Consider the following 24,805-nt stretch of genomic DNA (forward strand, 5'->3'; position numbering starts at 1 on the left):
GTGAACGCATGAGCCCTACCCTGTTGCGGAGCCCCACCCCATGACGATTTCTCCCCTGCTGGTCAAGGCCTCTGCCGACCGCGAAATCTGCAACGTCACGCCCGAGTCGGCCGGCTGGAAGCACGTCGGTTTCCGTGCGCTGCGGCTGCAGGCCGGCGATACCGAAACCCTCGACACCGGCGCGCGCGAACTGTGCGTCGTCGTGCTCACGGGCACGGTGCGCGCGGACGTCGACGGCACCACCTACGATGCGCTCGGCAAGCGCGACAGTGTCTTCGAGGATGTCTCGCCGGACGCGCTGTACGTGCCGGGCGGCAAGACGGTTACGCTGGTCGCGACGCGCGATGCGGAAATCGCGCTGTGCACCGCGCCATACGTGAGCGGCGACAAGCCCGTGCAACGCCTCGATGGCGAGCGGATGCGCCGCTCGGTACGCGGGCAAGGCACCAACACGCGTTACGTGTGCGACATCCTGATGGGCGACAACCCGGCCGCCGACCGGCTGCTCGTGGTCGAAGTCGTCACGCCGGCGAGCCATTCGAGCAGCTATCCGCCGCACAAGCACGACCGCGACGCGGCACCTGAAGAAACGTCGCTCGAGGAAACCTATTACCACCGGATCGATCCGCCGCAGGGTTTCGCGTTCCAGCGCGTGTACACGGACGACCGCAGCCTCGACGAAGCGTGCGCGGTCGAGAACCACGACGTCGTGATGGTGCCGCGCGGCTACCACCCGGTGGTCGCGCCGCACGGCTACAACCTGTACTACCTGAACGTGATGGCCGGGCCGAGCCGCGCATGGGCGTTCAAGAACGATCCCGCGCACGAATGGATGCTCGACGCACCGAAGCGCTGATGGAAAAGACGGGCCCGCGCGCGGCCCGTGACGATGCGACGCCCGGCACGCGCACCCAGCGCCGGCGACGCCACGGAGCCGCCATGGTGACGACCCTCTTTCGCCTCGACCCCCAAGCCTTCGACGACGACGCGTCGAACCCCGCGCTGCCGCGCTTCGATGCGGCGGTCGCCCGCCGGATGGGTGAGATCGCGGTCAACCTCGCGTCGCGCCGCGGGCTGCCGATTGCGGTGAGCATCGTCGGCGAGCAGGCGCCGCTGTTCTACTGCGCGCTCGACGGCAGCCACGCCGGCGACAGCGACGCGATCCGCCGGCGGCAGAACACGGTGTTGCGCTTCGGCCTCAGTTCGCTCGCGGTCGGCGAGCGCTTTCGCCGCGCCGGCTGGTCGCTGCAGTCGCAGGGGCTGTCGGATGACGACTATGCGCTCGACGGCGGCGGCGTGCCGTTGCGGATCGCCGGTGCCGGCATCGTCGGCGCGATGACGATCGCGGGGCTCGACTCGGAACACAATCACGCGCTCGTCGTCGAGAGCCTGCAGTGGCACGTCGGCCGTTACGCGCTCGCGATGCACGCGTAACGGGACGGGCGGCACGATCGGCACACGCGCGCTGATGCACCGCCCTTGCAGGATCAGTTCAACCCGCCACTCACGATGAGATGCTCGCCGGTCATCCAGCGCGCGTCGTCCGAGGCGAGGAACACGGCAACCGACGCGATGTCGTCCGGCTCGCCGAGGCGGCCGAGCGGCGTCTCGCTGCGCACCTGCTTGTCGAGATCGGAACCGATGATGCCCGCGCTGTGCGTGCCCTCGGTCACGATCATCCCCGGGTTGATCGCGTTCACGCGAATCTTGCGCGGGCCGAGTTCGAGCGCGAGCACGCCGGTGATCGCGTCGACCGCGCCCTTGGTACCGCTGTAGACGGCGCTGGCGGGCGGCGTGATGCTGGTCACCACCGAGCTGATGTTGACGATGCTGGCGCCTTCACCGAGATGCTTGACGGCTGCCTGCGTCATCAGCAGCACGCCGAACACGTTCGTGTCGAACTGGCGGCGGTAATGTTCTTCCGTGATCTCCTCGATCGCACCGAATTCGTACACGCCGGAATTGTTGACGAGCACGTCGAGACGGCCGTACGTGTCGATCGCCGTGTCGACGATGCGCTGCGCGTCGGCTGCCTTCGACACGTCGCCGCCCACCGCGACCGCGCGGCCGCCGGCCTCGACGATCGCGCCGACGACCGCGTCGGCACCCGCCTTGCTGCTCGCATAGTTGACGACGACCGACGCGCCTTCCGCGGCCAGTGCCTTCGCGATCGCCGCGCCGATGCCCTTCGACCCGCCCGTGACGATCGCGACCTTGTTTGCCAGCTTGCTCATGATTTCATTCCTCAGTCCAAGACTTTCGATGGATGGCACCGGTTGCCCCGCGCGGGGACGTGGATGCGTGGATGCGGCGACCGGCATGACTGGCAATTTACTGTGCGTTCCGGCGGCGATAAAGCGGCTCGGCACGAATTGACTGGCGGAGTTTGCCGAACAATCTCGCGCGCACCGTCAGCCGGCACTCAGCCATGCGTTCGCGACCTCGCCGCCGAGGCCGTCGAGCGTGCCGTCGTAGACGATCCGTCCGCGCCCCATGACGGCGACGCGCCGCGCGAGCCGCGGCGCGAACTGCAGCCGCTGCTCGATCAGCACGATCGCAACGCCGTCGGCTTGCAGCGCAGCGAGGCACGCGCCGACTTCGTCGACCGCGAGCGGCGCGAGCCCTTCGGCCGGCTCGTCGACGATCAGCACGCGCGGGCGGCCGGCCAGCGCCCGCACCAGCGCGAGCACCTGCTGCTCGCCCCCCGACAGCCGCGCCGCCTTCACGTCCGCGCGCGCGGCCAGCAACGGAAAACGGTCGAACAGCCGTTCGAGCGCCGCGCGTTCGGCCGCACCGCTGGCACCGCGCAGCCCGAGCCGCAGGTTGTCGCGTACCGTCAGCAGCGGGAACACGTCGCGGCTTTCGGCGACGTAAGCCACGCCGCGCCGCGCGATCTCGAACGTGCGTGCCCCCACGCACTCCGCGCCGGCGATGCGCACCGAGCCGGCCGTGCGCACGAGCCCCATTACCGCCTTCGCGAGCGTCGAACGCCCCGAGCCGTTGCGGCCGAGCAGCGCGAGCGTCTCGCCCGGCGCCAGCGCGAGATCGACGCCGTCGAGCACCGGTTGCAGCCCGTACCATGCGCGCAGGTCGCGAATCTCGAGCAACGCGCTCATGGGCTGCCCTCGCCCAGATAGGCGGCACGCACGGCCGGATCGGCGCGGATCGCATCCGGCGCGCCGGTCGCGACCACCGTGCCGCGCACGAGCACCGTGATGCGTTCGGCGAAGCCGAACACCGCGTCCATGTCGTGTTCGATCAGCAGGACCGTGCGACCCTGCGTCGTCGCGCGAATCAGCGCGATCATCCGCGCCGCCTGCGCACGGCTCATGCCGGCCGTCGGCTCGTCGAGCAGCAGCGTGCGTGCGCCGCTCGCGAGTGCGATCCCGAGATCGAGCGCGCGCTGTTCCGCATAGCTCAGTTCGCCGGCCAGCGTGTCGCGATGCGCATCGAGGCCGATGTCGTGCAGCACGCGTGCGGCCGCGCGATCGACCGACGCCGATTCGCGCAGCCGGTTCCACCAGCGCCGCCGTTCGGCCGGTGCATGCAGCGCCGCGCAGCGCAGGTTGTCGAACACGGTCAGCCGCGCGAACGCGCTCGTCTGCTGGAAACTGCGGCCGATGCCGAGCCGGCTCGCGACGACCGGCCCGCGCCCGCGCAGCTCGACGCCGTGCAGCACGACGCGCCCGCGCGTAGGCCGCGTTGCACCGGCGATCACGCCGAACAGCGTCGACTTGCCCGCGCCGTTCGGCCCGATCAGTGCATGACGCTCGCCGGCCGCGATGCTCAGCTCGACGCCGTCGAGCACCGTCTGCGCGCCGAAGCGCTGCACGATGCCGTGAAGCGCGATCGCATTGCCGTTCATCGCCCGCCCTCCCGCTTGCCGGCCTGCCCGCCCGGCACGAGCCGCGCGCGCCAGCCCCACAGCAGCGTGCCGATACCGAACGCCGAGCATGCGACGGCCCAGCCGGCCGGCGTATCGGCGTCGATACCCCAGGCGCCGAACGCGAAGCCCGCGCCGTCGTCCTGCGAGAAGCGCCACGCATAGCCGAGCTCGGCCGCGCAGACGATCGCGACGCCCCAGAACACGCACGCGCCGACCGCGCACAGCATGCGCCACCGCTCGGCCGCCGGCGCGCCGCGCCGCAACGCCTGCGCGAGCGCTTGCACGATGCCGGCGATCCCGCGCGGCGCGGCCACGACGATCGCGACGAACAGCACGCCGAGATACAGCGCCCACGCGCGCGATACGCCCGCCACGACGATGCTCAGCACGGTCAGCACGACGGCCCCGGCCGCCGGCCCGAAGAACGCGCCGGTGCCGCCGATCACCGCGGCGATCAGCACGGTCGCCGAACGCGCCATCGACACGCTGTCGGGTGTCGCGATTTCGACGTCGATCAGCGTCAGCGTGCCGGCGACGCCTGCGAAGAACGATGCGCAGGTGACCATCGCGAGCCGTACGCGGCGCGGATCGGTGCCGAGCGCGGCGACGCGCACGGGGTTGTCGCGCACCGCATTCGCGAGCCGCGCAAGCGGCGTGCGCGTCAGCGCGTGCATCGCCCACGCCGATGCGAGACACCACGCGGCGATCACCGCATACGCCTGGACGGGTGCGCCGAAATGCCAGCCGCCCCACGGCGTGCCGCTCGCGCGGTCGATCGGCACGCCGCCGATTCCGCCGAACCAGGCCGGCACGCTCCACGCGGCGGCCGCGACGCATTCGCCGAGCCCGAGCGTGATCATCGCGAACGCGGTGCCCGAACGGCGCGTCGCGAGCAGCCCGGCGGCGAAGCCGAACACGGCACCGGCCACGCCGCCGACGAGCGGCAACAGCGGCAGCGGGCCGCCCAAGTGGTTGAACCAGTGCGCGGCCGCGAACGCGCCGAGGCCCGCGAACGCCGCGTGCCCGAACGACAGCAGCCCGGTCGTGCCGAGCTGCAGGTTGTACGACAGTGCGAGCACGACGAGCGCGGCCGTCTGCGCGAGATAGCCGAGCACCGCGCCATGCGGCCACAGCCACGCGGGCAGCGCGACGCACGCGGCGAACAGGGACCAGCGCGCGACGCCGGCGAGCGCGTGGTTACGCATCGGCACGCTCCCCGAACAGCCCGCGCGGCCGCGCGACCAGCACCGCGACGAGCAGCAGGTACGGCACCAGCGGCGCCAGCTGCGCGATCGACACCGCGGCCACGCTGTCGGGCAGCGCGATGCCGGCCCATTCCGTGAGGTCGCGCAGCGACGTATCGCTCGCAGCCGCGAAGGTCTGCGCGAAGCCGACCGCGAGCGACGCCGCGAACGCGCCGCCAAGCGAGCCGAGCCCGCCGATCACGACGACCGCGAACACGACCGACCCGACGGTTTCGGCCAGCGCGGGCTCGATCACCGCGAGCGGCGCGCCGATCACGCCGGCCAGCGCCGCGAGCGCGGTGCCCGCGCCGAACAGCGCCGTCATCACGCGCGGCACGTCATAGCCGAGCGCCTCGACGGCCGCGCGATGCGTGAGCGCCGCGCGCACGACGAGCCCGATGCGCGACGCGCGCAGCAACGCGCCGAGCGCGACCAGCATCGTCGCGGACATCCCCATCATGAACAACCGGTAGCGCGGCAGCGCGAGGCCGAATACGGTCACGGGCGCGCCATCGAACAGCGCCGGCACGGGCGCCGGCAGCGGCGCAAGCCCCCACACGAGTTTCGCGCCCTCGCCGATCAGGTACGCGAGGCCAAAGGTCAGCAGCAGTTCGCTCGTATGGCCGCGCGCCTGCACACGGCGCAGCAGCATGCGTTCGCAACCGGCGCCGAGCAGCCCGACCGCGAGCGGCGCAAGCACCAGCGCGGGCCAGAAACCCGCGCTGGCCGCGATGCTGTAGCCGACATACGCGCCGAGCATGTAGAAGCTCGCATGCGCGAAGTTGAGCACGCCCTGCACGCTGAAGATCAGCGTGAGTCCGGCCGACAGCATGAACAGCAGCAAGCCGTAGCTGAGGCCGTTGAAGGCCTGGAGCGCGAACGCGTGCACCGCGCAGTCAGGCGGCGAGCGGCTCGAGCGCGGCGCGCAGCGCGTCGGGCAGCGGCACCGGCCGGCGCGTGCCGCGATCGACGTACACGTGCACGAAGTGCCCCTGTGCGGCGGGCGTGGCTTCGCCCTGCGCGAACAGCCCGACTTCGTAGCGCACGCTCGACGTGCCGAGCTTCACGACCCGCAGCCCCGCGTCGACCGACTGCGGAAACACCAGCGGCGCGAAGTAGTTGCACTGCGTCTCGACCACGAGGCCGATCGTCTGCCCGTGCTCGACGTCGAGCACGCCCGCGCGGATCAGGTATTCGTTCACGACCGTGTCGAAGTAGCTGTAGTAGACGACGTTGTTCACGTGCCCGTAGACGTCGTTGTCCATCCAGCGGGTCGTGATCAGCAGGAAGTGGCGATAGGCGTCGCGCGGACGCGGTTGCGGCTTGTCGGACATGGCGATGGCGGTCAGGACGAGGGAAGCGAGGTGGACGAAGCGCGGCGGCCGCAGGACACGGCGCACCGGCACGAAGCAGAGTGCCGCGCTGCGATCGATCGCGGCACGGCGGATGCAACGCTGCGGGCAGGCCGGCCCGTCACTGCCCCGGCCGGTCGACGAACTCGAAATCGAGGCCGCGCGCTCGCATCCAGTCGGCGAGCGCGACGCCCGTGCCGGTGCGCCACGGGCGCAGCAGCGGCGGATCGACGAGCTTGTATTCGAGCAGTTCCGGCGACAGCGCGACCGTGCCCGACGCACGCACGTGGTACGCGATGATCAACTCGTTCTTGCGGATGAATTCATAGACGCCGACGAGCGACACGTGCTCGGCCTTCAGCGCCGTTTCCTCGAACACCTCGCGCGCGATGCCGTCCTCGGGCGTTTCGCCGTTCTCGAGGAAGCCGGTGATCAGCGCGAACATCCCTTCGGGCCACGCCGCGTTGCGCGCGAGCAGGATCTTGCCGTCGAGCTCGACGATCGCGGCGACGACGGGCAACGGGTTGTTCCAGTGCACATAGCCGCAGCTGTCGTCGGGGCACGCCTGGCGAATGCGGCCGCCTTCATGGTCGGGATCGGCGCGCTCGGTGAGCGGGCTCGCGCAGCGCGGGCAAAAGCGGTAGTCGGCGGTGGTCATCGATGGGGATCTGGCAGGCGCCGGACGGCCGCCAGCCGGCTGCCCGCGCACCCGCTCGGCGCGGGAAAGGCTTCATTCTAGCGAGTTTGCCCGTGCCGCAGACGATCCGTCCCCGTCGATTTCAGGGTTGCAGGCGCCCTCGTGCGGCGGTCGCCGCGAAGCCGGCGGCACCCAGCAGCAACGCGGCCACCGCCACCCACAGCGCCGGGGAAAACGACCCGAAGCGCGCGGCCAGCGGCGCCGCGACGAGCGGGCCGAGAATCTGACCGACTCCATACGACGCGGTCGCATAGCCCATCAGCCCGGCGGCCCGCTCGCCGTGCAAACGCCGCGCTTCGCGCATCGCGAACAGCGTGATCGCGGTGAACGGCAGGCCGAGCAGCGCGCTGCCGACCGAGAAGCCGGCCGCGTTCGGCCACACGATCCCGGCGGCAATGCCGAGCGCCTGCGTCGCGCAGCCGGCAGCCAGCAGCAGACGGTTGTCCCAGTGGCCGGGCAGCCGCGCAGCGGTGATCGCGCCGACGATCAGCGCCGCGCCGAACATCGGCCAGAACAGGTCGGGCCACGGCGAACCGGCCGGCAGCGCGGCGCGCGCGATCACGGGCAGGAATGTCGCGGTGATGATGTAGCCGAAGCCCGGCATGCCGTACAGCACGACGAGCCATGCGGCGTCCGCGCGATGACGGTGCGTAGGGGCCGGCGTCGCCGCGGTTGCGGCGGCCGCGTGCGGCGCGGCGCCGCGCGGCGCTCCGGCTTGCGCCGGCGCAACTGCAAACGTGCGCCAGATCGCGACCGACAGCACGGCCGACAGCGCCGCGAAACCGAGCCAGCCCGATGCAGCGCGCTGGCCGACCAGCGCGCTGCCGATCAGCCCCGTCACCACGATGCCGACGCCGGGCCCCGCGTAGATCACCCCGCTCCACTCGGGCGCATGCAGTTCGGTCAGCCGCCGCAGCCCCCACTGCGACACGAACACGAACGTCCACGCGCTGACGACGCCCGCGACGAAGCGCACCGCGAGCCATACCGGCAGCAGGTGGCCGACGCCCATCGCGGCCGTGAGCAACACGGTGGCCACGAGCCCGAAGCGCACCATTCGCGCGGGCGCAAAGCGCAGCGCCGCGCAACTGACCGCACCGACGAAGTAGCCCGCATAGTTCGCCGATGCGAGCCAGCCGCCGGCCTTCAGGCCGATCGAGCCGTCCGCAAGCATCAGCGGCAACAAGGGCGTGAACGCAAAGCGGCCGACGCCGAGCACGACCGCGAGGCCGACCATGCAGGCCAGTGCGGCCGTGCGGGCGCGGCGGTCGGCGTCATCGACGGGAGGTGCGGCGGCAGCGGTCGGGGCATCGGAGCGGGACATGGCGGCATGGGCCGGCGTTCAACGCGCCAGCCGGATCGGAAATCGGAATGCTTCCATCGTAGCTTGACCAAACGTTCTCGAAAAATGAATAATTAAGAATCCACTCATCGCTCGGAGAGAATCATGGATCTGGCGGCGCTGGCGATTTTCCGGGCCGTAGTGCGCGAGAACGGCGTGACGCGCGCGGCGGCCAAGCTCAATCGCGTGCAGTCGAACGTCACGACGCGCATCAAGCAGCTCGAGGAAGAACTCGGCGCGGCGCTGTTCGTGCGCGACGGCCGCCGGCTCGTGCTGACACCCGCCGGGCACACGCTGCTGCCGTATGCGGAGCGCCTGCTCGCGCTCGCCGACGAGGCGCGCGACGCGGTGCGAGAGGACACGCCGCGCGGGCGGCTGCGGCTCGGCACGATGGAGAGCACGGCCGCCAGCCGCCTGCCGACCGTGCTCGCGCGCTACCACCACGCATGGCCCGACGTATCGCTCGAACTGCTGACGGGCACGACGGGCTGGCTGATCGACCGCGTGCGCGACTTCGAGATCGACGCCGCGCTGTTCGCCCGCCCACCCGCGCCGAACATGCTGCCCGACACGTTCGAGACGGTGCCGGTGTTCCGTGAGAACCTGGTGCTGCTCACCCCACGCGGCCATCCGCCCGTGCGCACGCCACGCGACGTGATCCTGCCGACGCTGATCGCATTCGAGCGCGGCTGCTCGTATCGCAAGTACGTCGAGCAGTGGTACGCGGCGCACGGCGTCAAACCGGCACGCGTGCTCGAACTCGGGTCGTATCACGCGATCGTCGCGTGCGTCGCAGCGGGTGCCGGCGTCGCGGTCGCGCCGCGCTCGGTGCTCGACCTGCAGCCCGAAACCGGCAACATCGCCGCGCATGCGATCCCCGAACTGGAAGGCATCGACACGCTGCTCGCGTGGCGGCAGGGTTATGCGTCGGCGGCATTGGCCGCGTTGCGCGAGGCGCTCACCGAAGCCGCGCGGCAACCGGACGGTGCGGCGAAGCCGCCGGTCACCGTGCCGGCCTGAATCGTCGGGCGGCCGGCACACATTGTGCCGGCGCACCAACAAAAAGACCCGACCGGCACATGCCGATCGGGTCTTTTTCATGTCACGCGATGCCGCAACGAGGCGGCATCACATCGGTCGTGACGATCAGAGCCGCTCTTCGACCCAGCCCTTCACGCCAGCCAGCGCGCCCGGCAGGTTCGCCGGCTCGGTGCCGCCTGCCTGCGCCATGTCCGGACGGCCACCGCCCTTGCCGCCGACCTGCTGCGCGACGAAGTTCACGAGCTCGCCGGCCTTGACCTTCTTGCTCGCGTCGGGCGTGACGCCCGCGATCAGGCTGACCTTGCCGCCTTCGACCGCTGCCAGCACGATCGCCGCGCTCTTCAGCTTGTCCTTCAGCTTGTCGACCGTTTCGCGCAACGTCTTCGCGTCGGCGCCGTCGAGCGTCGCGGCCAGCACGAACACGCCGCCGATTTCGATGGCCTGCTGCGCGAGCTCGTCGCCCTGGCTCGATGCGAGCTTCGACTTCAGCGCGCCCAGTTCCTTCTCGAGCGACTTCACCTGGTCCTGCACCTGCGCGATACGCTGCGTGAGTTCCGACGGCTGCGCCTTCAGCGCGGCCGCGGCTTCGTTCACGCGGGCGTCGAGTTCCTGCACGTAGCGCACCGCGTTGTCGCCGGTGATCGCCTCGACACGGCGGATGCCGGCCGCGACGCCGCCTTCGACGACGATCTTGAAGAAGCCGATGTCGCCGCTGCGGCTCACGTGCGTGCCGCCGCACAGTTCGCGCGAGAAGCCGAGGTCGAGCACGCGCACTTCATCGCCGTACTTCTCGCCGAACAGCGCCATCGCGCCGCCCTTCACCGCTTCGTCGTACGGCATCACGCGCACGATGCCCGGCGCGTTCGCGAGGATTTCGTTGTTGACGATCTGCTCGACGCGACGGATTTCGTCGTCGGTCATCGGTGCGTTGTGCGCGAAGTCGAAGCGGGTCTTTTCCGCGTCGACCAGCGAACCCTTCTGCTGCACGTGCGCGCCGAGCACTTCGCGCAGCGCCTTGTGCATCAGGTGGGTCGCCGAGTGGTTGCGCTGCGTGCGCGCACGACGGTGCGCGTCGATCTCCGCGCGCAGCACGTCGCCGACCTTCAGCGTGCCTTGTTCCAGCGTGCCGTGGTGGCCGATCACGTCGGCCTGCACCTTCAGCGTATCGGCCACCGCGAAGCGCGTCGCGGCGTTTGCGAGCACGCCCTGGTCGCCGACCTGGCCGCCCGATTCCGCGTAGAACGGCGTGTGGTCGAGCACGACGACTGCGTCCTGGCCGGTCTTCACTTCCTTGACTGACGAACCGTCGACGTACAGCGCGACGATCTTCGCGTCGTCGAACGCGATTTCCTCATAGCCGTGGAAGGTGGTCTTCGCGCCCGTGTATTCGAGGCCCTGCGTGGCCTTGAACTTGCCGGCCGCACGCGCCTGTTCGCGCTGGCGCGCCATTGCGTCGTCGAACGCCGGTTCGTCGACCGTCATCCCGCGCTCGCGGCACACGTCGGCCGTGAGGTCGAGCGGGAAGCCGTAGGTGTCGTGCAGCTTGAACGCGAGCTCGCCGTCGAGCACCTTGCCGCCCTTCGCCTCGACGTCGGCCAGCGCGGCTTCGAGGATCGACATGCCGTGCTCGATCGTCTCGAAGAAGCGCTCTTCTTCCTGGCGCAGCACGTCGGTCACGCGCTGTTCGGCTTCCTTCAGCTCCGGATACGCGACGCCCATCTCGGCGACGAGGTCGGCCACCAGCTTGTGGAAGAACGCACCCTTGCGGCCGAGCTTGTAGCCGTGGCGGATCGCGCGGCGCACGATGCGGCGCAGCACGTAGCCGCGGCCTTCGTTGCCGGGAATCACGCCGTCGACGATCAGGAACGAGCACGCGCGGATGTGATCGGCGATCACCTTCAGCGAGTTGTTCGTGAGGTCGCTGATGTCGGTCACGCGCGCGGCGGCCTTGATCAGGTTCTGGAACAGGTCGATCTCGTAGTTGCTGTGCACGTGCTGCAGCACCGCGGCGAGACGCTCGAGGCCCATGCCGGTGTCGACCGACTGCTTCGGCAGGCGCGTCATGTTGCCCTGCGCGTCGCGGTTGAACTGCATGAACACGAGGTTCCAGATCTCGATGTAGCGATCGCCGTCTTCTTCAGGAGACCCCGGCGGGCCGCCCCACACGTCCGGGCCGTGATCGTAGAAGATTTCCGTGCACGGGCCGCACGGGCCCGTGTCGCCCATCGTCCAGAAGTTGTCCGACGCGTAGCGCGCGCCCTTGTTGTCGCCGATGCGGATGATGCGCTCAGTCGGCACGCCGACTTCCTTCGCCCAGATGTCGTACGCTTCGTCGTCTTCCTGGTAGACCGTGACCCACAGCTTGTCCTTCGGCAGCTGGTAGACCGTGGTCAGCAGCTCCCACGCGAACTTGATCGCGTCGTGCTTGAAGTAGTCGCCGAACGAGAAGTTGCCGAGCATCTCGAAGAACGTGTGGTGGCGCGCCGTGTAGCCCACGTTCTCGAGGTCGTTGTGCTTGCCGCCCGCGCGCACGCTGCGCTGTGCCGTCGTGGCGCGCGAGTACGGGCGCGGATCGGTGCCCAGGAACACGTCCTTGAACTGGACCATGCCCGAGTTCGTGAACATCAGCGTGGGGTCGTTTCCGGGCACGAGGCTCGACGAGCGGACGATCGTGTGGCCCTTCGATTCGAAGAATTTGAGGAATTTCTCGCGGATTTCGGCAGCTTTCATGGCGTGCGGGGAATGTCTGGCTGAGACGGCTTCAAACGCCGGCCGTCCTCGCGGACGCACGGCGGCAGTTATCGTAAACGCTCGATTATACGATACAGACTGACGCCCCAGCCGGCGCGGCCGCGCGGGCGGCCCGCCTCCGCGGACGAGTGCACCGGGCCACCGCCGCGGCCGATTCGCCTTAAGATGCTCGGCATGCCAACCGGCCTTGCCCGACAAGGCCAGCCATGAAAGGAGACGATTCGACGATGGGTGCCCTGAGCCATATCCGCGTGCTGGACCTCACCCGCGTGCTCGCGGGCCCGTGGTGCGCGCAGACGCTTGCCGATTTCGGCGCGGACGTGATCAAGGTCGAGCGCCCGGGCGCCGGCGACGACACGCGCCACTGGGGGCCGCCGTACCTGAAGGACGCGGACGGCGCGGATACCGCAGAAGCCGCGTACTACCTGGCGGCGAACCGCAACAAGCGCTCGGTGACGGTCGACATCGCGACGCCCGAGGGCCAGCAGATCGTGCGCGAGCTCGCCGCGCAGAGCGATGTCGTGCTCGAGAACTACAAGGTCGGCCAGTTGAAGAAATACGGGCTCGATTACGACTCGCTGCGCGCGGTGAAGCCCGATCTCGTCTACTGCTCGGTCACCGGCTTCGGCCAGACGGGCCCGTACGCGCACCGCGCGGGCTACGACTTCATCATCCAGGGGATCGGCGGCTTCATGAGCATCACCGGCGAGCGCGACGGCGAGCCGGGCGGCGGCCCGCAGAAGGCCGGCGTCGCGATCGCCGACCTCGCGACCGGCCTCTATTCGACGATCGCGGTGCTCGCCGCGCTCGCGCACCGCGACCGGACGGGCGAAGGCCAGTACATCGACATGGCGCTGCTCGACGTGCAGGTCGCGCTGCTCGCGAACATGAACACCAACTTCCTCGCGAGCGGCAAGCCGCCGGTGCGCTGGGGCAATGCGCATCCGAACATCGTGCCGTACCAGACGTTCCAGACGCGTGACGGGTGGATCATCGTCGCGGTCGGCAATGACGGGCAGTTCCGCAAGTTCGTCGAGGTCGGCGGCCCGCCCGGGCTGGCCGACGACGAGCGTTTTGCGACGAATCCGTCGCGCGTGCGCCACCGCGACACGCTGGTGCCGATCCTCGCGGAGATGGTGAAGGCGCGCGACAAGGCCGACTGGATCGGCGCGCTCGAAGCGGCCGGCGTGCCGTGCGGGCCGATCAACGATCTCGACGAGGTGTTCGACAACGAGCAGGTCGTCGCGCGCGGGATGCAGGTGTCGCTGCCGCACCCGTGCGGGGCGGACGCGAAGCTCGTCCGCAACCCGATCCGGATGAGCGCGACGCCGCCTGACGCGCGCACGGCCCCGCCGCTGCTCGGCGCGCAGACCGACGACGTGCTGCGCGACATGCTCGGCTACGACGACGCGAAGATCGCCAGCCTGCGGGCGAAACAGGCGATCTGAGGACGGCGGGCGGGGCGGGTGCGGGTGGGCGCGTGGCAACGGCCTCAGCCACCGCCCCGCCCCGCGCGATCAATCGCGACGGGCGAGCGCGTCGAGCCAGCCGCGCGCATCGGGCCAGTCGCCCAGCCCGCTGTCTGCATTGATGTGGCCGCGCGGGCCGATCTCGTGGAATGCGCTGCCCCATGCGCTCGCGCAGGTGCGGGCGAACGCGAGCGAGCCATACGGATCGTCGCTGCTGGCGACGACGCAGGTCGGAAACGGCAGCCGTTCATACGGCACGGGCCCGAAGCCGTGCGCATCGCACGGAAACGCGGGACCGTCGGGATCGGGCAGCGCGACCAGTAACGCGCCGCGCACTTTCGCGAGCGCGGCCGGGCGCGCATAGCGCGTCGCCCACCACGCGGCAGTCAGCGTACCGAGACTGTGACCGGCAAGCAGTACCGGGCCGCGCGCGGCTTCGACCGCGCGATCGAGTGCGAGACACCAGCCGTTGCGGAACGCACTGTCCCAGTCGGGCATCGCGACGCGCGAGAAGCGTGCATCGGCACGCTCCCAGCGGCTCTGCCAATGAAGCGGGCCCGAATTGGCGTAGCCCGGCAGGACGAGAACGGGGAATCGGCTCATGGAAAGTGCGTCGACGAGTGAAATCGTTATGTGGCGTCGACGCAGTGTCGCACACCCGTTCCTCCCTGATGCCGCCTGTCTGAAACCGGAAGGATGTGCGTGGGGTCGGGACGCATTCGGAACAGCGTCACGACCGGACGGCAAGCCGCCTGGCAGGCGGCTCGCGTCATGTCATCGGTCAGCGCACGTTCGCGCCGACGATACCGCCCGCCGCGGCGCCCGCGACCGTGCCGAGCGGGCCGCCCGTCACCAGGTAGCCGAGCGCGCCGCCTGCGGCCGCGCCGATACCGGCATTGCGCTGCGTATGCGTCATCGCGCATGCGCCAAGTTGCGACAGGGCCGCGACAATCACGGCGGTACGAACGATAAACGTGGTCTTCTTCATCATGATTTTTAGTTTCCTCCCGCCGCGCGGCAACCCGAACGGCGGCATTGAATCGGTGAGGCCATCATAGGCAACGCCAAACGGCCCGGGCAATCCGATTTACGTCGTGTTACAGCCGACACAATATCGAGATAATCGGTCGAAACCCGCGTCTGTCATGCCGCAAGCCGCGCGGGACGGACCCCGGTCAGGTAGAATCACGGGATTAAACCGGCGCGACGCGCGCGCCGACACAACCTGACGCCATCCGCATGAGCACCGAACGCAACGACGCCCCCGCGGCTTCCAATTTCATCCGCAACATCATCGACGACGACAACCGCACCGGCAAATGGGGCGGCCGCGTCGAGACGCGCTTTCCGCCCGAGCCGAACGGCTATCTGCACATCGGCCATGCCAAGAGCATCTGCCTGAACTTCAGCGTCGCGCGCGACTACGGCGGCGTGTGCCACCTGCGCTTCGACGACACGAACCCGGAAAAAGAAAGCGTCGAATACGTCGACTCGATCGTCGACGCGGTGCGCTGGCTCGGCTTCGACTGGCGCAAGGAAGCGGTCGATCACCAGTACTTCGCGAGCGACTACTACGACAAGCTGTACGAATTCGCCGAGCTGCTGATCCAGCGCGGCCGTGCGTATGTCGACAGCCAGAGCGCCGACGAAATGCGCGCGAACCGCGGCTCGCTGACCGAAGGCGGCAAGCCGTCGCCGTTCCGCGAGCGCACGCCTGAAGAAAACCTCGACCTGTTCCGCCGCATGAAGGCCGGCGAGTTCAAGGAAGGCGAGCACGTGCTTCGCGCGAAGATCGACATGGCTTCGCCGAACATGAACATGCGCGACCCGGTGATCTACCGGATCCGCTATGCGCACCACTACCGCACCGGCGACGCGTGGTGCGTGTACCCGATGTACGACTACACGCACTGCATCTCGGATGCGATCGAAGGCATCACGCATTCGCTGTGCACGCTCGAATTCGAGGATCACCGCCCGCTGTACGACTGGGTGCTGAACGAACTCGCGGAAGCCGGCATGTTCACGCGCCCGCTGCCGCAACAGATCGAATTCTCGCGACTGAACCTCACGTACGCGATCACCAGCAAGCGCAAGCTGCTGCAGCTCGTTACCGAAGGCCACGTCGACGGCTGGGACGACCCGCGGATGCCGACGATCGTCGGCGTGCGCCGCCGCGGCTTCACGCCGGAGAGCATCCACCTGTTCTGCGAGCGCATCGGCGTGACGAAGATCGACTCGTGGATCGACATGAGCATCTTCGAAGGCGCGCTGCGCGACGACCTCGACGACAAGGCCGCGCGTACCGTCGCGGTGCTCGATCCGCTGAAGCTCGTGATCGACAACTATCCGGAAGATCTCGAAGAGGCGTGCACGGCCCCCGTGCACCCGCATCATCCGGAACGCGGCGTGCGCACGTTCCCGATCTCGCGCGAGCTGTGGATCGAGCGCGAAGACTTCGTCGAAAACCCGCCGAAGGGCTATTTCCGCCTGTTCCCGGGCAACAAGGTGCGCCTGCGCTACGGCTACGTGATCGAGTGCACGGGCTTCGACAAGGACGCCGACGGCAACGTGACGGCCGTGCACTGCAACTACTTCCCGGACAGCAAGTCGGGCACCGAAGGCGCGAACACGTACAAGGTCAAGGGCAACATTCACTGGGTCAGCGCGAAGCATGCGCAACCGGCCGAAGTGCGGATCTACGACCGCCTGTTCAAGGAGCCGCATCCGGACGCGGGCGGCGCGAACTTCCTCGAGGCGTTGAACCCCGATTCGAAGAAGATCGTGCAGGCATACATCGAGCCGGGCAACGACGACATCGCACCGGAAACGCGCCTGCAGTTCGAGCGTCACGGCTATTTTGTGGCCGATCGTGTCGATTCGAAGCCGGGCAAGCCGGTGTTCAACCGGATCGTCGGGCTGCGCGACAGCTGGGGCAAGCCGGCGTAACGGCGTGCTTCGCACGCGGCGCGCGGCTTCGCAAGCCACCGTCGCGTGACCATAAAAAAACCGGCCTCAGGGCCGGTTTTTTGTTGCGTGCTTTGAAGCGAAGCTAGGTCACGTGGCAGCGCAAACCGCCACGCTGATTCACCCACCCATCAACCGCCGATGCAAATCCGCCAGCGACAGCTTCGTGCGAAACAGCCGCGCGAGGCTGCGGCTCGCATACGCGTCGATGTCGCCGGGCAGGGTCCAGCGGTACGCATCCATCTCGGGAATCATCGAGCCGTCGCGACGGCTCGGAAACAGCGACGTACACGTGCACTGCGCGGCATCGATCTCGCCGTCGGCCACCTGCACCGCGAACAGATGCAGGTCCTTGTCGTGCCGGTACGCGAAGCGGCCGAGATCGAGCAATCGGGCCGGCGCGAATGCAATGCCGGTTTCCTCGAGCAGTTCGCGCAGCGCCGCGTCGGCCGGCGACTCGCCCGGCTCACCCTGCCCCTTCGGGATGTCCCAGTGCGTGGTATCCGTCGCGTGTGCGAGGAACACGCGGCCGGCCCCGTCGAGGATCACGACGCCGCACGACACCGTGCGCGGCGCGCCGCCCCGCTTCATCACGTGCGTGCTCAGCGCTTCTGCAGCTGCCACTTGCCCGCGTCGGTCTTGCAATAGACAGGCTTGAGCGTCATCGTCTGGCCCTTCGCGGTGATCTCGGTGGCGATTTCACGGCAGGTCTTGCCGTCCGCCTCGGTCGTGCTCGGCGTGAGCTTCGCATCGATCTGCGTGCCGCGGCCGCTGCTCTGCCACGTCGTGGTCTCGCCGTCCTTGCCTTCGTCGCGCACTTGCACGACCGCCTTGGAAAGCGACGCGCGGTCGGTCTTGCTGAAGTAGCTGAGCGGCGTGTCGTTCAGGAAGTTCAGGTTGTTCTGCGCATGGGCGGGCAGCATCGCAGCTGCGCACGCGGCGCCGGCCAGCACGCGCGTGACGACGGAAAGGGATGCACGCATCGACATGTTGTTCTCCTTGGATGTTCGATCGAACGGCGCAGTGTGCATGCCGGCAAACCGGCACGCACACTGCGCCTGTCAGCGAGCGAGGATAGCATGCGTGCCGTCGACGCCGCCTTCTAGTGGCCGGCCGGCGCGGCCGTTTGCTGATATCCGTCAGTCAGCGTACCCAGGAACGCGATCACGTCCTTGATCTTGGCCTCGTTCAGCGCGGGCTGCTCGCCGCGCTTGCGGTCGAACGGCGCCTCGCGGTTGATGTTCGGCCAGTAGCGCTTGGGCAGGTCGTCGTAGATCTGCACCTTCCCGTGCACGACCGGATAGAACTTCTCCGGATGGATGTCGCGCTCGACGTAGAAGCGCATCACGTCCTCGAGCGTGTGATACACGCCGTTGTGGAAGAACGTCTTGCGCAGGGTGACGTTGCGCAGCGACGGCGTGCGGAACAGCCCGCAGAATTCGTCGCGGCCCTTCAGGTCGGTGCGCTCGGGGCCGCACGCGCCGAGATCGTAGAAGCGCGGATCGCGATTGACGGGCAGCGCGCGGTTGCGCGGCACCGCGACCGCGATCAGCCCGAAATCGCTGAACTGCGGCGGCGTGCCGTCGAGCGCGCGCTGGCTGATGTGGCAGCTCGCGCAATTGCCCTTCTTCTCGTCGTTGAACAACTGCAGCCCGCGCAATTCGGCCGGCGTGAGCTGCGCATGGCCGGCGAGATACGCGTCGTACTTGCTCGTGTACGGCGAGAACAGTTCGGGTGTCTGCTCGAACGTCTCGAGCGCGCGCAGCACGGCCTTGAACGTGGCCGCATCGTCGTCGAGCACCTTCACGCCGAACACCGCGCGGAACTCGTCCGCATACGGCGCGGCCTTCACGGCCTGCGCGACCTTCGCGGGCGAGCTGTTCATCTCGAACGGCGACGTGAGCGGAATGCGCGCCTGCTCGGCGCCCGTGTCGACGCGGCCGTCCCACGTGAGGCCGCCCGTCGGGCCCGCATCGACGCTTTCATCGCCTTCGTCGTCGGAATCGTGGAAGTGTTCGGTGAACTGCGGCACGCCCTGCAGGTACTTGAGCGACGGCACCGCACGGAAGCCCGGGCGCTTCATGTCGTCGCCGCCGAACTGCACGGCCAGCGCATTGGGCGGGCCGAATGCGTGATCGGGGCTGTGGCACGACGCGCACGCGAGCTTGCCGGAACCTGACAGCGTAGGGTCAAAGAAAAGTTGCTTGCCGAGCGCCGTCATCCGGCGCACGCCTTCGTAAACTTGTGCCCGCGTCTGCGGCTGGTTCGTCTCGACCACCGCGCCGCTGGACGCAACCGTTGCGGACGCAACTACATGGGCGGCGCCCGGTGCACTCGCCGCGCTCGCGGCCTGCACGGACGGTGCGCCCGCCCCCGGCTGTCCGTCACAGCCGGCAAGGGTTGCAAGCGTGGTGGCCAGCGCGAATGCGCCGGTCAGGTGCAGCCACGAACGCGCGAACGCGCCGGCTGTCGGTTGGCGAGGCTTCATCGATTCGTCGGAAAGTGGGTTCAGGAGCGGCCGGAGTTTATGTCAGCCGCATGACCGTTACATGACGACCAACCGACAGCTAATCGAAAGGACGCCTACACCCGGCTGTCAAATCGCACCCTCAAAATGCTTACAGCCGGACATGCCACGGTCACCCTCGCGAACCGGCGGTACACGAATGCTCCGGTTCCCCACGCGACAAGAGAGAGATAGAGAGTACAACGGATGAAAAACCACGCCTGGATTCGCTTTACACCGATCGCCGTTGCCGCGGCCGCCGCCCTCACCGCCTGCGGCGGCGACGACGTGCAGCAGCAAGGCCTGTCGACGGTGAAGAACGTCGTCGTGATCTACGCCGAGAACCGCAGCTTCGACAACCTGTACGGCAACTTCCCGGGCGCGAACGGCCTGCAGAACGTGACCGCGGCAAGCGCGCAGCAGAAGGACCGCAACGGCCAGCCGCTCGCGACGCTGCCGAAGGTCTGGGGCGGCCTGACCGCGAAGGGCGTCACGCCGGCCGTGACCGAAGCGATGACGGCCAACCTGCCGAACGCGCCGTTCGCGATCGACGATCCGAACGGCTTCAACACGTCGATGAGCGTGACGACGCGCGACCTGTATCACCGCTTCTACGAGAACCAGATGCAGATCAACGGCGGCAAGAACGACATGTTCGCCGCCTGGGCCGATTCCGGCGGCCTCGTGATGGGCCACTACACGCCCGACGCGACGAAGCTGCCGCTGTGGAAGATCGCGCAGCAGTTCACGCTGGCCGACAACTTCTTCATGGGCGCGTTCGGCGGCTCGTTCCTGAATCACCAGTACCTGATCTGCGCGTGCGCGCCGTTCTACGCGAACGCGGACAAGAGCCCCGCCGCCGGCTCGATCTCGGCCGTCGCCGCCGACGGCAAGTCGCTGCAGCTCGCGACCAACTCGCCGGCTTCCGCGCTCGACGGCATTCCGAAGTTCGTGAACTCGGGCAACCTGACGCCGGACTTCTACGCGATCAACACGATGCAGCCGCCGTACCAGCCGAGCGGCAACAAGGCGGCTTCCGGCGGCGATCCGAACCTCGCCGACCCGTCGGCCGCATCGACGCTGCCGCCGCAATCGCAGCAGAACATCGGCGACCTGATGACCAACGCAGGCGTGTCGTGGGCATGGTACGGCGGTGCGTGGAACCAGGCGCTGCAGGCGGCTCAAAGCGGCACCGCGAACGTGATCTACGGCCCGAACATGACGGCGCCGAACTTCCAGCCGCACCATCAGCCGTTCAACTACTACGCGAACCAGGCACCGGGCAGCACGAGCCGCGCGCAGCACTTGCTCGACGGCGGCACCGACGGCAGCGAGTTCATCAAGGCGATCGACGCGGGCACGCTGCCGCAGGTCGCGTTCTACAAGCCGCAGGGTAACCTGAACGAACACGCGGGCTACACCGACGTGTCGAGCGGCGACCAGCACATCGCGAACGTGATCGCCCACCTGCAGGCCAGCCCGCAGTGGAAGAACATGGTCGTGGTCGTCACGTACGACGAAAACGGCGGCTTCTGGGATCACGTGTCGCCGCCGAAGGGCGACCGCTGGGGCCCGGGCACGCGGATTCCGGCACTCGTCGTGTCGCCGTTCTCGAAGAAGGGTTTCGTCGACCACACGCAGTACGACACCGCGTCGATCCTGCGCTTCATCACGCGCCGCTTCTCGCTGCCGCGCCTCGCGGGCCTGCAACAGCGCGACGACGCGCTGAAGGCCAACGGCGGCCAGCCGATGGGCGACCTGACGAACGCGCTCGCCCTGTCGCCGAACCTGTAACGGCAGAGCGGCACGGCAATGCACCGGCCGGCGCGATGCCGGCCGCATACGACCAAGGGCGGCTTCGGCCGCCCTTGGTCGTTGCGCTCGTGCCAGCACGTGCGCGCCGCGTCACCCGGCGTGCTTCAGCCCGGCGCCATCGAGCGCGATGGCCAGAATCATCGCGCGTGCATTCGGTGGCGTCGGTCGTCCGCTCGGGCGGAACACGTCGTCGCCGCACGCGATCCGCGCGCCCGACAGCACGCAGAAACCGGCCTGCCGTGCGCGCCCGGGTTTCCAGTGCTGCTCGCCGAAGTGCGCACGCCCCGGTTCGACCCAGCGCACGACCAGCAGCTGCGCCGAGCGCTCGAGCACCTGTACGTGCGGGCGAACCGTCGACGCGCGCGGCCGGTCGAGCGCCGCCGCCAGGATCATGGCTTTCGGTTCGAACGGCGCCCGCCCGCGGGGGCTGAAGACGGCGTCGCCGCAGACGATCTTCTCGCCGGACAGCGCACACTGGCCCGAGCGCAGCGCGCGCCCGGGTGTCCAGCGCTGCTCCGCACCGCCCGGCGCAAGCCAGCGCACGATCAGCATCTCGTCCGAATACACGAGCACCTGCACGCGCGCATTCATCCGACACCCCGCATCGCGTAGCCCATCACCGGCGAACGCGCCGCGGCACGCGTGCTACCACCCATACTTCAGCTCGACGCCGACATAGTCGGCGTTATGCCCGCCCGCCTGGCGGATCGCATCGCCGACCTGGAAATGCACGGCCTCGACCGCACCGATCAGGTTCGCGGCGATCGTCCAGTCCGCACGCAGCTGCACGTACATCCCCGTCCACAACCCGCCCTTGCCTGCCGTGCCCGGCACCACCGCGTTGCCCTGCTGGTAGACCGCATCGCCGGTTGTCTCGCGCCACTGGAAACCGAGCGCACCGAGCAGCGACAGGTTCGGCGACGGCTTCAGCGTCACCGACGGCTTCACGTGGATCAGGTTCGAATACCCGGTGAAGCCGGCCAGCGTGAAGTAATAGCCGTTCGGGAACAGCGGATTGAAGGTTTCGACGCGGCCGTCGTGCGGATGCCGGTCGCCCGATGCCGCGTCGAGCTGCAACGCGATGCGCGGCGACCACGGCGCGTCGAGCCGGTAGCCGGCGATCGAGCCGACCGCCCACGCGCGGATCGTGCTGCTGCCGACCGTCCCCGTCTGCAGCATCGTTTCGAGATCCCAGTCGAAACGACCTTGCGTTCCGCTGTACCGCAGGTCCCACACGTCACGGCGCTCCGCGCCGCTCGCATCGAGAAAGCGCGCGTTGCTGCGGTTGTAGCGCGACCAGTAGCCCGACAGGTCGCCGGGCCCCACCGCCTGCCGCTCGAAGCGCACGCCGCTGAACGTGAGGTCGCGGTTCGACACGTCGTCGAACGTGGACGCGCTGCGGTTCTGCACCGGCTGCGTCGCATACGCGATGAAACGCCATTTCTGGTATTCGTAGTCGGCCCACACCGCATCGAACGCCTGCCGCACGTTCGGGCCGTCGCGTGCGGCGATGAAGCGCTGCAGGTCGAATGCCATCTCCTGCCGGCCGACGCGGAACTTGAACGTGCCGCCGCCGAGCGCGCCGGTGTAGGTCGCGAATGCCTGCTCGAGGTCGAGCGGGTTCTTGTCGACCGGCGAGATCGTGTTCTTGCCGTACGCGCGGTCGTCCTGCAACTGCACGAAGAACTGCCAGTGCTGACCGAGATGCGCATCGGCATGCACTTCGACGCGCTGGATCAGGTACGTGTCCGATTGCGCGGAACCGATGCCGAACAGCGGCGCGTCGACGGTCTCGAGACGCTCGCGCAGGTTCACGCCGAGCGACAGATAGGAGGCCGGATCGTTGCCGAGCGGAATGTACTTGAGGCCGTCGAGCGGTGCGCGCGGCACGCACGGATTCGCGAGCACCGACCAGTCTTCCTGCCAGCGATTGAACAGCACGGTCGGCCGCTTGGCCGTGCACGTCGACGCGGTGCCATCCGTGGCCGGTGCGGATGCCGGCGACGTGTCCGCGAACGCGGCACTGCGCCCGGCGAACAGCAGCCCCGCGACGACGGACACGCGCGCGGCACGATCGAAGCGGCGGCCGCGATGCGCCCGTTCCCATTGCCCGCTCATGCGCGCTCCTTCGTGATGGCGCCCGCCGATTGGGCCGCGCACAGCGCGAGCGCCGCCAGCGCGCAAACGGGCGCGAGCAGCGCCAGAAAACCGATATAGCGGAATCCGAGCGCCCCGCACGCCGCGCCGAGCGCGAACGCGACGATCGCCGGCAGCATCTTCGCGAACCGCGCGCGTGCCGCCGCGCGCACGCTGTCGGCCGTGCCGGCGGACAGCATGTCGACGACGTCGAGGATCGCCTGCGTGACGTTGCCGGTCATCACCGTGTTCGGCACGCCCGCGCGCGGGATCACGCGCGGATGCGCGTTCTGCACGCCCATCGCGAACGTGCCGACGATACCGGCCACGAGCGCCGGCAGGCTGTCGGGCTGCGTGACGGGCGTCGCCCATACGCCGGCCGCGCAAAAACCGAGCAGCAGCACGGCCTGCACCGCATGCAGCGCGCGCGTGCCCTGCCACGCGGGCCGCGCGGACAGCGACCGCGCGATCAGGCTGCTCGCGATCACGCCGCACACGAAGGCGGGAAACACGCTGAGCTTCAGCACGACGCCCTGGCCGAAGCCCGCGATGCCGGCGCCGATCAACACGAAGTTGCCTGTCACGTGCGCGGTGAACAGCCCGAACAGCGCGACGAAGCTCAGCGTGTCGACGAAGCCGGCCACCGCGGCAAGGATCGTGTCCTCGTGCTTCATCGTGCCGCGCTCGCGTGGATCTCGGCAACGTAGCCGCCCGGGAACTGCACGAGCGCCGCGTCGCGGCCGTCCGACGTGAACGGCGGCACGAGCACCGTCACGCCCGCGGCCTGCGCCTTCTTCAGCGTCGCGGCGAGATCGGGCACTTCGTAGCCGGTCATCTCGCGGCCGAACGGGTAAGGCAGGTGGCCGTCGGTCACGAGCACGGTCATCTTGCCGAAGCCCGATTCGATGCGGATACGGCGGTAGGTCTCGTTCGGCCGGCCAATCTCGATGCCCGGCGCCTTGAGGTTGTCGGATACCACCTTGCCGTTCGAGAACTTGACGAAATCGTGGACCAGCTTGCGCACGCTTTCCGGCGATACGTACACGCGGTTCTCGGGCACCGTCTCCAGCGCATCGTAGTGCGGCGCTTCGGTATGCCAATAGAGCTGCATGTTCAGCCCGCCGGTCCAGCGGATGATCGCGTCGCGGCCGATCGGATCGGGGAACGTGTCGACGATCACGTCCGCGCCGTGCGCACGCGCCGTCTTCATCGCGACGTCGAGATCGGTGACGAGGTAGCCGGTGCGCTCCGAGCAGAACGGATACGGGATCGGCGTCTTGAAGCCGAACACCGAGACCGTGCCGACCGGCGTGAGCACGAGCTGCGACATCGTCTGGCTCGGCGTGGGCGTAACCTGGAACACGCCCTGCTTCGACTTCTTGCCGCCGAAGGTCGCGACGAAGCTGTCGGTGAAACGATCGAAATCGTCCGGCGACACGCACACGTGCGTCGTGTCGTACTGCGGCCCGACGGCCAGCACCGGCACCGGCGCGGGGACGACCGGCGGCTTCGCGAACACGACCGGCGCGACGGCAAGACCGCCTGCGATCATCGCGGCAAGCAACACGGAACGAAGGGTTTTCATGACAGGGTTTCCTG

General features: G+C 68.7%; 24 protein-coding genes. 6 read left to right on the forward strand and 18 right to left on the reverse strand.

Annotated features, from left to right (window positions below):
• Positions 1–40 precede the first annotated feature (40 nt).
• Positions 41–856, forward strand: coding sequence for a 5-deoxy-glucuronate isomerase (gene iolB / locus LGN19_RS15160; protein ID WP_226215647.1), 816 nt, complete (start codon positions 41–43; stop codon positions 854–856).
• Between the two features lie 83 nt (positions 857–939).
• Positions 940–1,434, forward strand: a complete 495-nt coding sequence (locus tag LGN19_RS15165; protein ID WP_122946648.1) for a heme-degrading domain-containing protein — start codon at positions 940–942, stop codon at positions 1,432–1,434.
• A 53-nt stretch (positions 1,435–1,487) separates the two neighbouring features.
• Here LGN19_RS15165 and LGN19_RS15170 read toward each other — a convergent pair whose 3' ends face one another.
• From LGN19_RS15170 to LGN19_RS15205, 8 genes are all read right to left on the reverse strand, one after another.
• Positions 1,488–2,234, reverse strand: a complete 747-nt coding sequence (locus tag LGN19_RS15170) for a glucose 1-dehydrogenase (protein ID WP_122945110.1) — start codon at positions 2,232–2,234, stop codon at positions 1,488–1,490.
• A 177-nt stretch (positions 2,235–2,411) separates the two neighbouring features.
• The gene (locus LGN19_RS15175) at positions 2,412–3,116 is read right to left on the reverse strand and encodes an ABC transporter ATP-binding protein (RefSeq protein ID WP_226215648.1); all 705 of its coding nucleotides are present in this window, start codon (positions 3,114–3,116) and stop codon (positions 2,412–2,414) included.
• Complete coding sequence (locus tag LGN19_RS15180) at positions 3,113–3,865, reverse strand: ABC transporter ATP-binding protein (RefSeq protein ID WP_226215649.1); 753 nt, start codon at positions 3,863–3,865, stop codon at positions 3,113–3,115. Before LGN19_RS15180 ends, LGN19_RS15175 begins: the two co-directional genes overlap by 4 nt.
• Entirely contained in the window at positions 3,862–5,091 is a 1,230-nt protein-coding gene (locus tag LGN19_RS15185) for a branched-chain amino acid ABC transporter permease (protein ID WP_226215650.1), read from the reverse strand. Before LGN19_RS15185 ends, LGN19_RS15180 begins: the two co-directional genes overlap by 4 nt.
• Positions 5,084–6,019, reverse strand: coding sequence for a branched-chain amino acid ABC transporter permease (locus LGN19_RS15190; RefSeq protein ID WP_174961389.1), 936 nt, complete (start codon positions 6,017–6,019; stop codon positions 5,084–5,086). The genes LGN19_RS15185 and LGN19_RS15190 overlap by 8 nt, the downstream gene beginning before the upstream one ends.
• Before the next feature lie 7 nt (positions 6,020–6,026).
• Positions 6,027–6,464, reverse strand: a complete 438-nt coding sequence (locus LGN19_RS15195; RefSeq protein ID WP_226215651.1) for an acyl-CoA thioesterase — start codon at positions 6,462–6,464, stop codon at positions 6,027–6,029.
• 139 nt (positions 6,465–6,603) lie between these two features.
• The gene (locus LGN19_RS15200) at positions 6,604–7,140 is read right to left on the reverse strand and encodes an NUDIX domain-containing protein (protein WP_226215652.1); all 537 of its coding nucleotides are present in this window, start codon (positions 7,138–7,140) and stop codon (positions 6,604–6,606) included.
• 121 nt (positions 7,141–7,261) lie between these two features.
• Entirely contained in the window at positions 7,262–8,503 is a 1,242-nt protein-coding gene (locus tag LGN19_RS15205) for a YbfB/YjiJ family MFS transporter (protein ID WP_226215653.1), read from the reverse strand.
• A 123-nt stretch (positions 8,504–8,626) separates the two neighbouring features.
• Between LGN19_RS15205 and LGN19_RS15210 the strand changes: the two genes are divergently transcribed.
• Positions 8,627–9,541, forward strand: a complete 915-nt coding sequence (locus LGN19_RS15210; RefSeq protein WP_122945104.1) for a LysR family transcriptional regulator — start codon at positions 8,627–8,629, stop codon at positions 9,539–9,541.
• A gap of 126 nt (positions 9,542–9,667) precedes the next feature.
• On the opposite strand, the gene alaS is transcribed toward LGN19_RS15210, so the two are convergent.
• The gene (gene alaS, locus LGN19_RS15215; RefSeq protein ID WP_226215655.1) at positions 9,668–12,292 is read right to left on the reverse strand and encodes an alanine--tRNA ligase; all 2,625 of its coding nucleotides are present in this window, start codon (positions 12,290–12,292) and stop codon (positions 9,668–9,670) included.
• A gap of 248 nt (positions 12,293–12,540) precedes the next feature.
• Here alaS and LGN19_RS15220 point away from each other — a divergent pair, with 248 nt between their 5' ends.
• The gene (locus LGN19_RS15220; RefSeq protein ID WP_226215657.1) at positions 12,541–13,761 is read left to right on the forward strand and encodes a CaiB/BaiF CoA transferase family protein; all 1,221 of its coding nucleotides are present in this window, start codon (positions 12,541–12,543) and stop codon (positions 13,759–13,761) included.
• Between the two features lie 69 nt (positions 13,762–13,830).
• On the opposite strand, the gene LGN19_RS15225 is transcribed toward LGN19_RS15220, so the two are convergent.
• A complete protein-coding gene (locus LGN19_RS15225) occupies positions 13,831–14,385 on the reverse strand; it encodes an RBBP9/YdeN family alpha/beta hydrolase (protein WP_226215659.1) in 555 nt (184 codons plus the stop codon).
• A 178-nt stretch (positions 14,386–14,563) separates the two neighbouring features.
• Positions 14,564–14,773 carry an ornithine acetyltransferase gene (locus LGN19_RS15230; RefSeq protein ID WP_011351716.1) on the reverse strand — a complete coding sequence of 70 codons (210 nt, stop codon included), beginning with the start codon at positions 14,771–14,773 and terminating at the stop codon, positions 14,564–14,566.
• 248 nt (positions 14,774–15,021) lie between these two features.
• On the opposite strand from LGN19_RS15230, the gene LGN19_RS15235 reads away from it, so the two are divergent.
• Positions 15,022–16,731 carry a glutamine--tRNA ligase/YqeY domain fusion protein gene (locus tag LGN19_RS15235; RefSeq protein ID WP_122945100.1) on the forward strand — a complete coding sequence of 570 codons (1,710 nt, stop codon included), beginning with the start codon at positions 15,022–15,024 and terminating at the stop codon, positions 16,729–16,731.
• A 138-nt stretch (positions 16,732–16,869) separates the two neighbouring features.
• On the opposite strand, the gene LGN19_RS15240 is transcribed toward LGN19_RS15235, so the two are convergent.
• The 3 genes from LGN19_RS15240 to LGN19_RS15250 all read right to left on the reverse strand — a co-directional run bounded on the left by LGN19_RS15240 (position 16,870) and on the right by LGN19_RS15250 (position 19,237).
• Positions 16,870–17,340 carry an NUDIX hydrolase gene (locus tag LGN19_RS15240; protein WP_174961391.1) on the reverse strand — a complete coding sequence of 157 codons (471 nt, stop codon included), beginning with the start codon at positions 17,338–17,340 and terminating at the stop codon, positions 16,870–16,872.
• Positions 17,341–17,351: 11 nt separating this feature from the next.
• The gene (locus LGN19_RS15245) at positions 17,352–17,738 is read right to left on the reverse strand and encodes a hypothetical protein (RefSeq protein ID WP_122946647.1); all 387 of its coding nucleotides are present in this window, start codon (positions 17,736–17,738) and stop codon (positions 17,352–17,354) included.
• 113 nt (positions 17,739–17,851) lie between these two features.
• Positions 17,852–19,237 (reverse strand): cytochrome-c peroxidase, encoded by a 1,386-nt coding sequence (locus LGN19_RS15250; RefSeq protein WP_226215661.1) that lies wholly within the window; start codon positions 19,235–19,237, stop codon positions 17,852–17,854.
• A gap of 225 nt (positions 19,238–19,462) precedes the next feature.
• On the opposite strand from LGN19_RS15250, the gene LGN19_RS15255 reads away from it, so the two are divergent.
• Positions 19,463–21,049, forward strand: coding sequence for an acid phosphatase (locus tag LGN19_RS15255; protein ID WP_174961365.1), 1,587 nt, complete (start codon positions 19,463–19,465; stop codon positions 21,047–21,049).
• A gap of 111 nt (positions 21,050–21,160) precedes the next feature.
• On the opposite strand, the gene LGN19_RS39795 is transcribed toward LGN19_RS15255, so the two are convergent.
• Genes LGN19_RS39795 through LGN19_RS15280 form a run of 4 tightly spaced genes read right to left on the reverse strand, consistent with a single transcriptional unit; the run spans position 21,161 to position 24,791 of the window.
• Positions 21,161–21,661 (reverse strand): DUF3331 domain-containing protein, encoded by a 501-nt coding sequence (locus LGN19_RS39795; protein ID WP_122945097.1) that lies wholly within the window; start codon positions 21,659–21,661, stop codon positions 21,161–21,163.
• Between the two features lie 54 nt (positions 21,662–21,715).
• Complete coding sequence (locus LGN19_RS15270; RefSeq protein WP_226215663.1) at positions 21,716–23,188, reverse strand: alginate export family protein; 1,473 nt, start codon at positions 23,186–23,188, stop codon at positions 21,716–21,718.
• Positions 23,185–23,880, reverse strand: coding sequence for a YoaK family protein (locus LGN19_RS15275; RefSeq protein ID WP_226215665.1), 696 nt, complete (start codon positions 23,878–23,880; stop codon positions 23,185–23,187). The genes LGN19_RS15270 and LGN19_RS15275 overlap by 4 nt, the downstream gene beginning before the upstream one ends.
• Positions 23,877–24,791 carry a VOC family protein gene (locus LGN19_RS15280; RefSeq protein ID WP_122945094.1) on the reverse strand — a complete coding sequence of 305 codons (915 nt, stop codon included), beginning with the start codon at positions 24,789–24,791 and terminating at the stop codon, positions 23,877–23,879. Before LGN19_RS15280 ends, LGN19_RS15275 begins: the two co-directional genes overlap by 4 nt.
• Positions 24,792–24,805 lie beyond the last annotated feature (14 nt).

This window comes from Burkholderia sp. AU30198, assembly GCF_020419825.1.
In the GTDB taxonomy this organism is placed as follows: domain Bacteria; phylum Pseudomonadota; class Gammaproteobacteria; order Burkholderiales; family Burkholderiaceae; genus Burkholderia.

Coding starts and splice junctions, on each gene's coding strand:
- iolB (WP_226215647.1), top strand. CDS start 41: ATGACGATTTCTCCCCTGCTGGTCAAGGCCTCTGCCGACCGCGAAATC.
- LGN19_RS15165 (WP_122946648.1), top strand. CDS start 940: ATGGTGACGACCCTCTTTCGCCTCGACCCCCAAGCCTTCGACGACGAC.
- LGN19_RS15170 (WP_122945110.1), bottom strand. CDS start 2,234: ATGAGCAAGCTGGCAAACAAGGTCGCGATCGTCACGGGCGGGTCGAAG.
- LGN19_RS15175 (WP_226215648.1), bottom strand. CDS start 3,116: ATGAGCGCGTTGCTCGAGATTCGCGACCTGCGCGCATGGTACGGGCTG.
- LGN19_RS15180 (WP_226215649.1), bottom strand. CDS start 3,865: ATGAACGGCAATGCGATCGCGCTTCACGGCATCGTGCAGCGCTTCGGC.
- LGN19_RS15185 (WP_226215650.1), bottom strand. CDS start 5,091: ATGCGTAACCACGCGCTCGCCGGCGTCGCGCGCTGGTCCCTGTTCGCC.
- LGN19_RS15195 (WP_226215651.1), bottom strand. CDS start 6,464: ATGTCCGACAAGCCGCAACCGCGTCCGCGCGACGCCTATCGCCACTTC.
- LGN19_RS15200 (WP_226215652.1), bottom strand. CDS start 7,140: ATGACCACCGCCGACTACCGCTTTTGCCCGCGCTGCGCGAGCCCGCTC.
- LGN19_RS15205 (WP_226215653.1), bottom strand. CDS start 8,503: ATGTCCCGCTCCGATGCCCCGACCGCTGCCGCCGCACCTCCCGTCGAT.
- LGN19_RS15210 (WP_122945104.1), top strand. CDS start 8,627: ATGGATCTGGCGGCGCTGGCGATTTTCCGGGCCGTAGTGCGCGAGAAC.
- alaS (WP_226215655.1), bottom strand. CDS start 12,292: ATGAAAGCTGCCGAAATCCGCGAGAAATTCCTCAAATTCTTCGAATCG.
- LGN19_RS15220 (WP_226215657.1), top strand. CDS start 12,541: ATGGGTGCCCTGAGCCATATCCGCGTGCTGGACCTCACCCGCGTGCTC.
- LGN19_RS15225 (WP_226215659.1), bottom strand. CDS start 14,385: ATGAGCCGATTCCCCGTTCTCGTCCTGCCGGGCTACGCCAATTCGGGC.
- LGN19_RS15230 (WP_011351716.1), bottom strand. CDS start 14,773: ATGATGAAGAAGACCACGTTTATCGTTCGTACCGCCGTGATTGTCGCG.
- LGN19_RS15235 (WP_122945100.1), top strand. CDS start 15,022: ATGAGCACCGAACGCAACGACGCCCCCGCGGCTTCCAATTTCATCCGC.
- LGN19_RS15240 (WP_174961391.1), bottom strand. CDS start 17,340: ATGAAGCGGGGCGGCGCGCCGCGCACGGTGTCGTGCGGCGTCGTGATC.
- LGN19_RS15245 (WP_122946647.1), bottom strand. CDS start 17,738: ATGTCGATGCGTGCATCCCTTTCCGTCGTCACGCGCGTGCTGGCCGGC.
- LGN19_RS15250 (WP_226215661.1), bottom strand. CDS start 19,237: ATGAAGCCTCGCCAACCGACAGCCGGCGCGTTCGCGCGTTCGTGGCTG.
- LGN19_RS15255 (WP_174961365.1), top strand. CDS start 19,463: ATGAAAAACCACGCCTGGATTCGCTTTACACCGATCGCCGTTGCCGCG.
- LGN19_RS39795 (WP_122945097.1), bottom strand. CDS start 21,661: ATGAATGCGCGCGTGCAGGTGCTCGTGTATTCGGACGAGATGCTGATC.
- LGN19_RS15270 (WP_226215663.1), bottom strand. CDS start 23,188: ATGAGCGGGCAATGGGAACGGGCGCATCGCGGCCGCCGCTTCGATCGT.
- LGN19_RS15275 (WP_226215665.1), bottom strand. CDS start 23,880: ATGAAGCACGAGGACACGATCCTTGCCGCGGTGGCCGGCTTCGTCGAC.
- LGN19_RS15280 (WP_122945094.1), bottom strand. CDS start 24,791: ATGAAAACCCTTCGTTCCGTGTTGCTTGCCGCGATGATCGCAGGCGGT.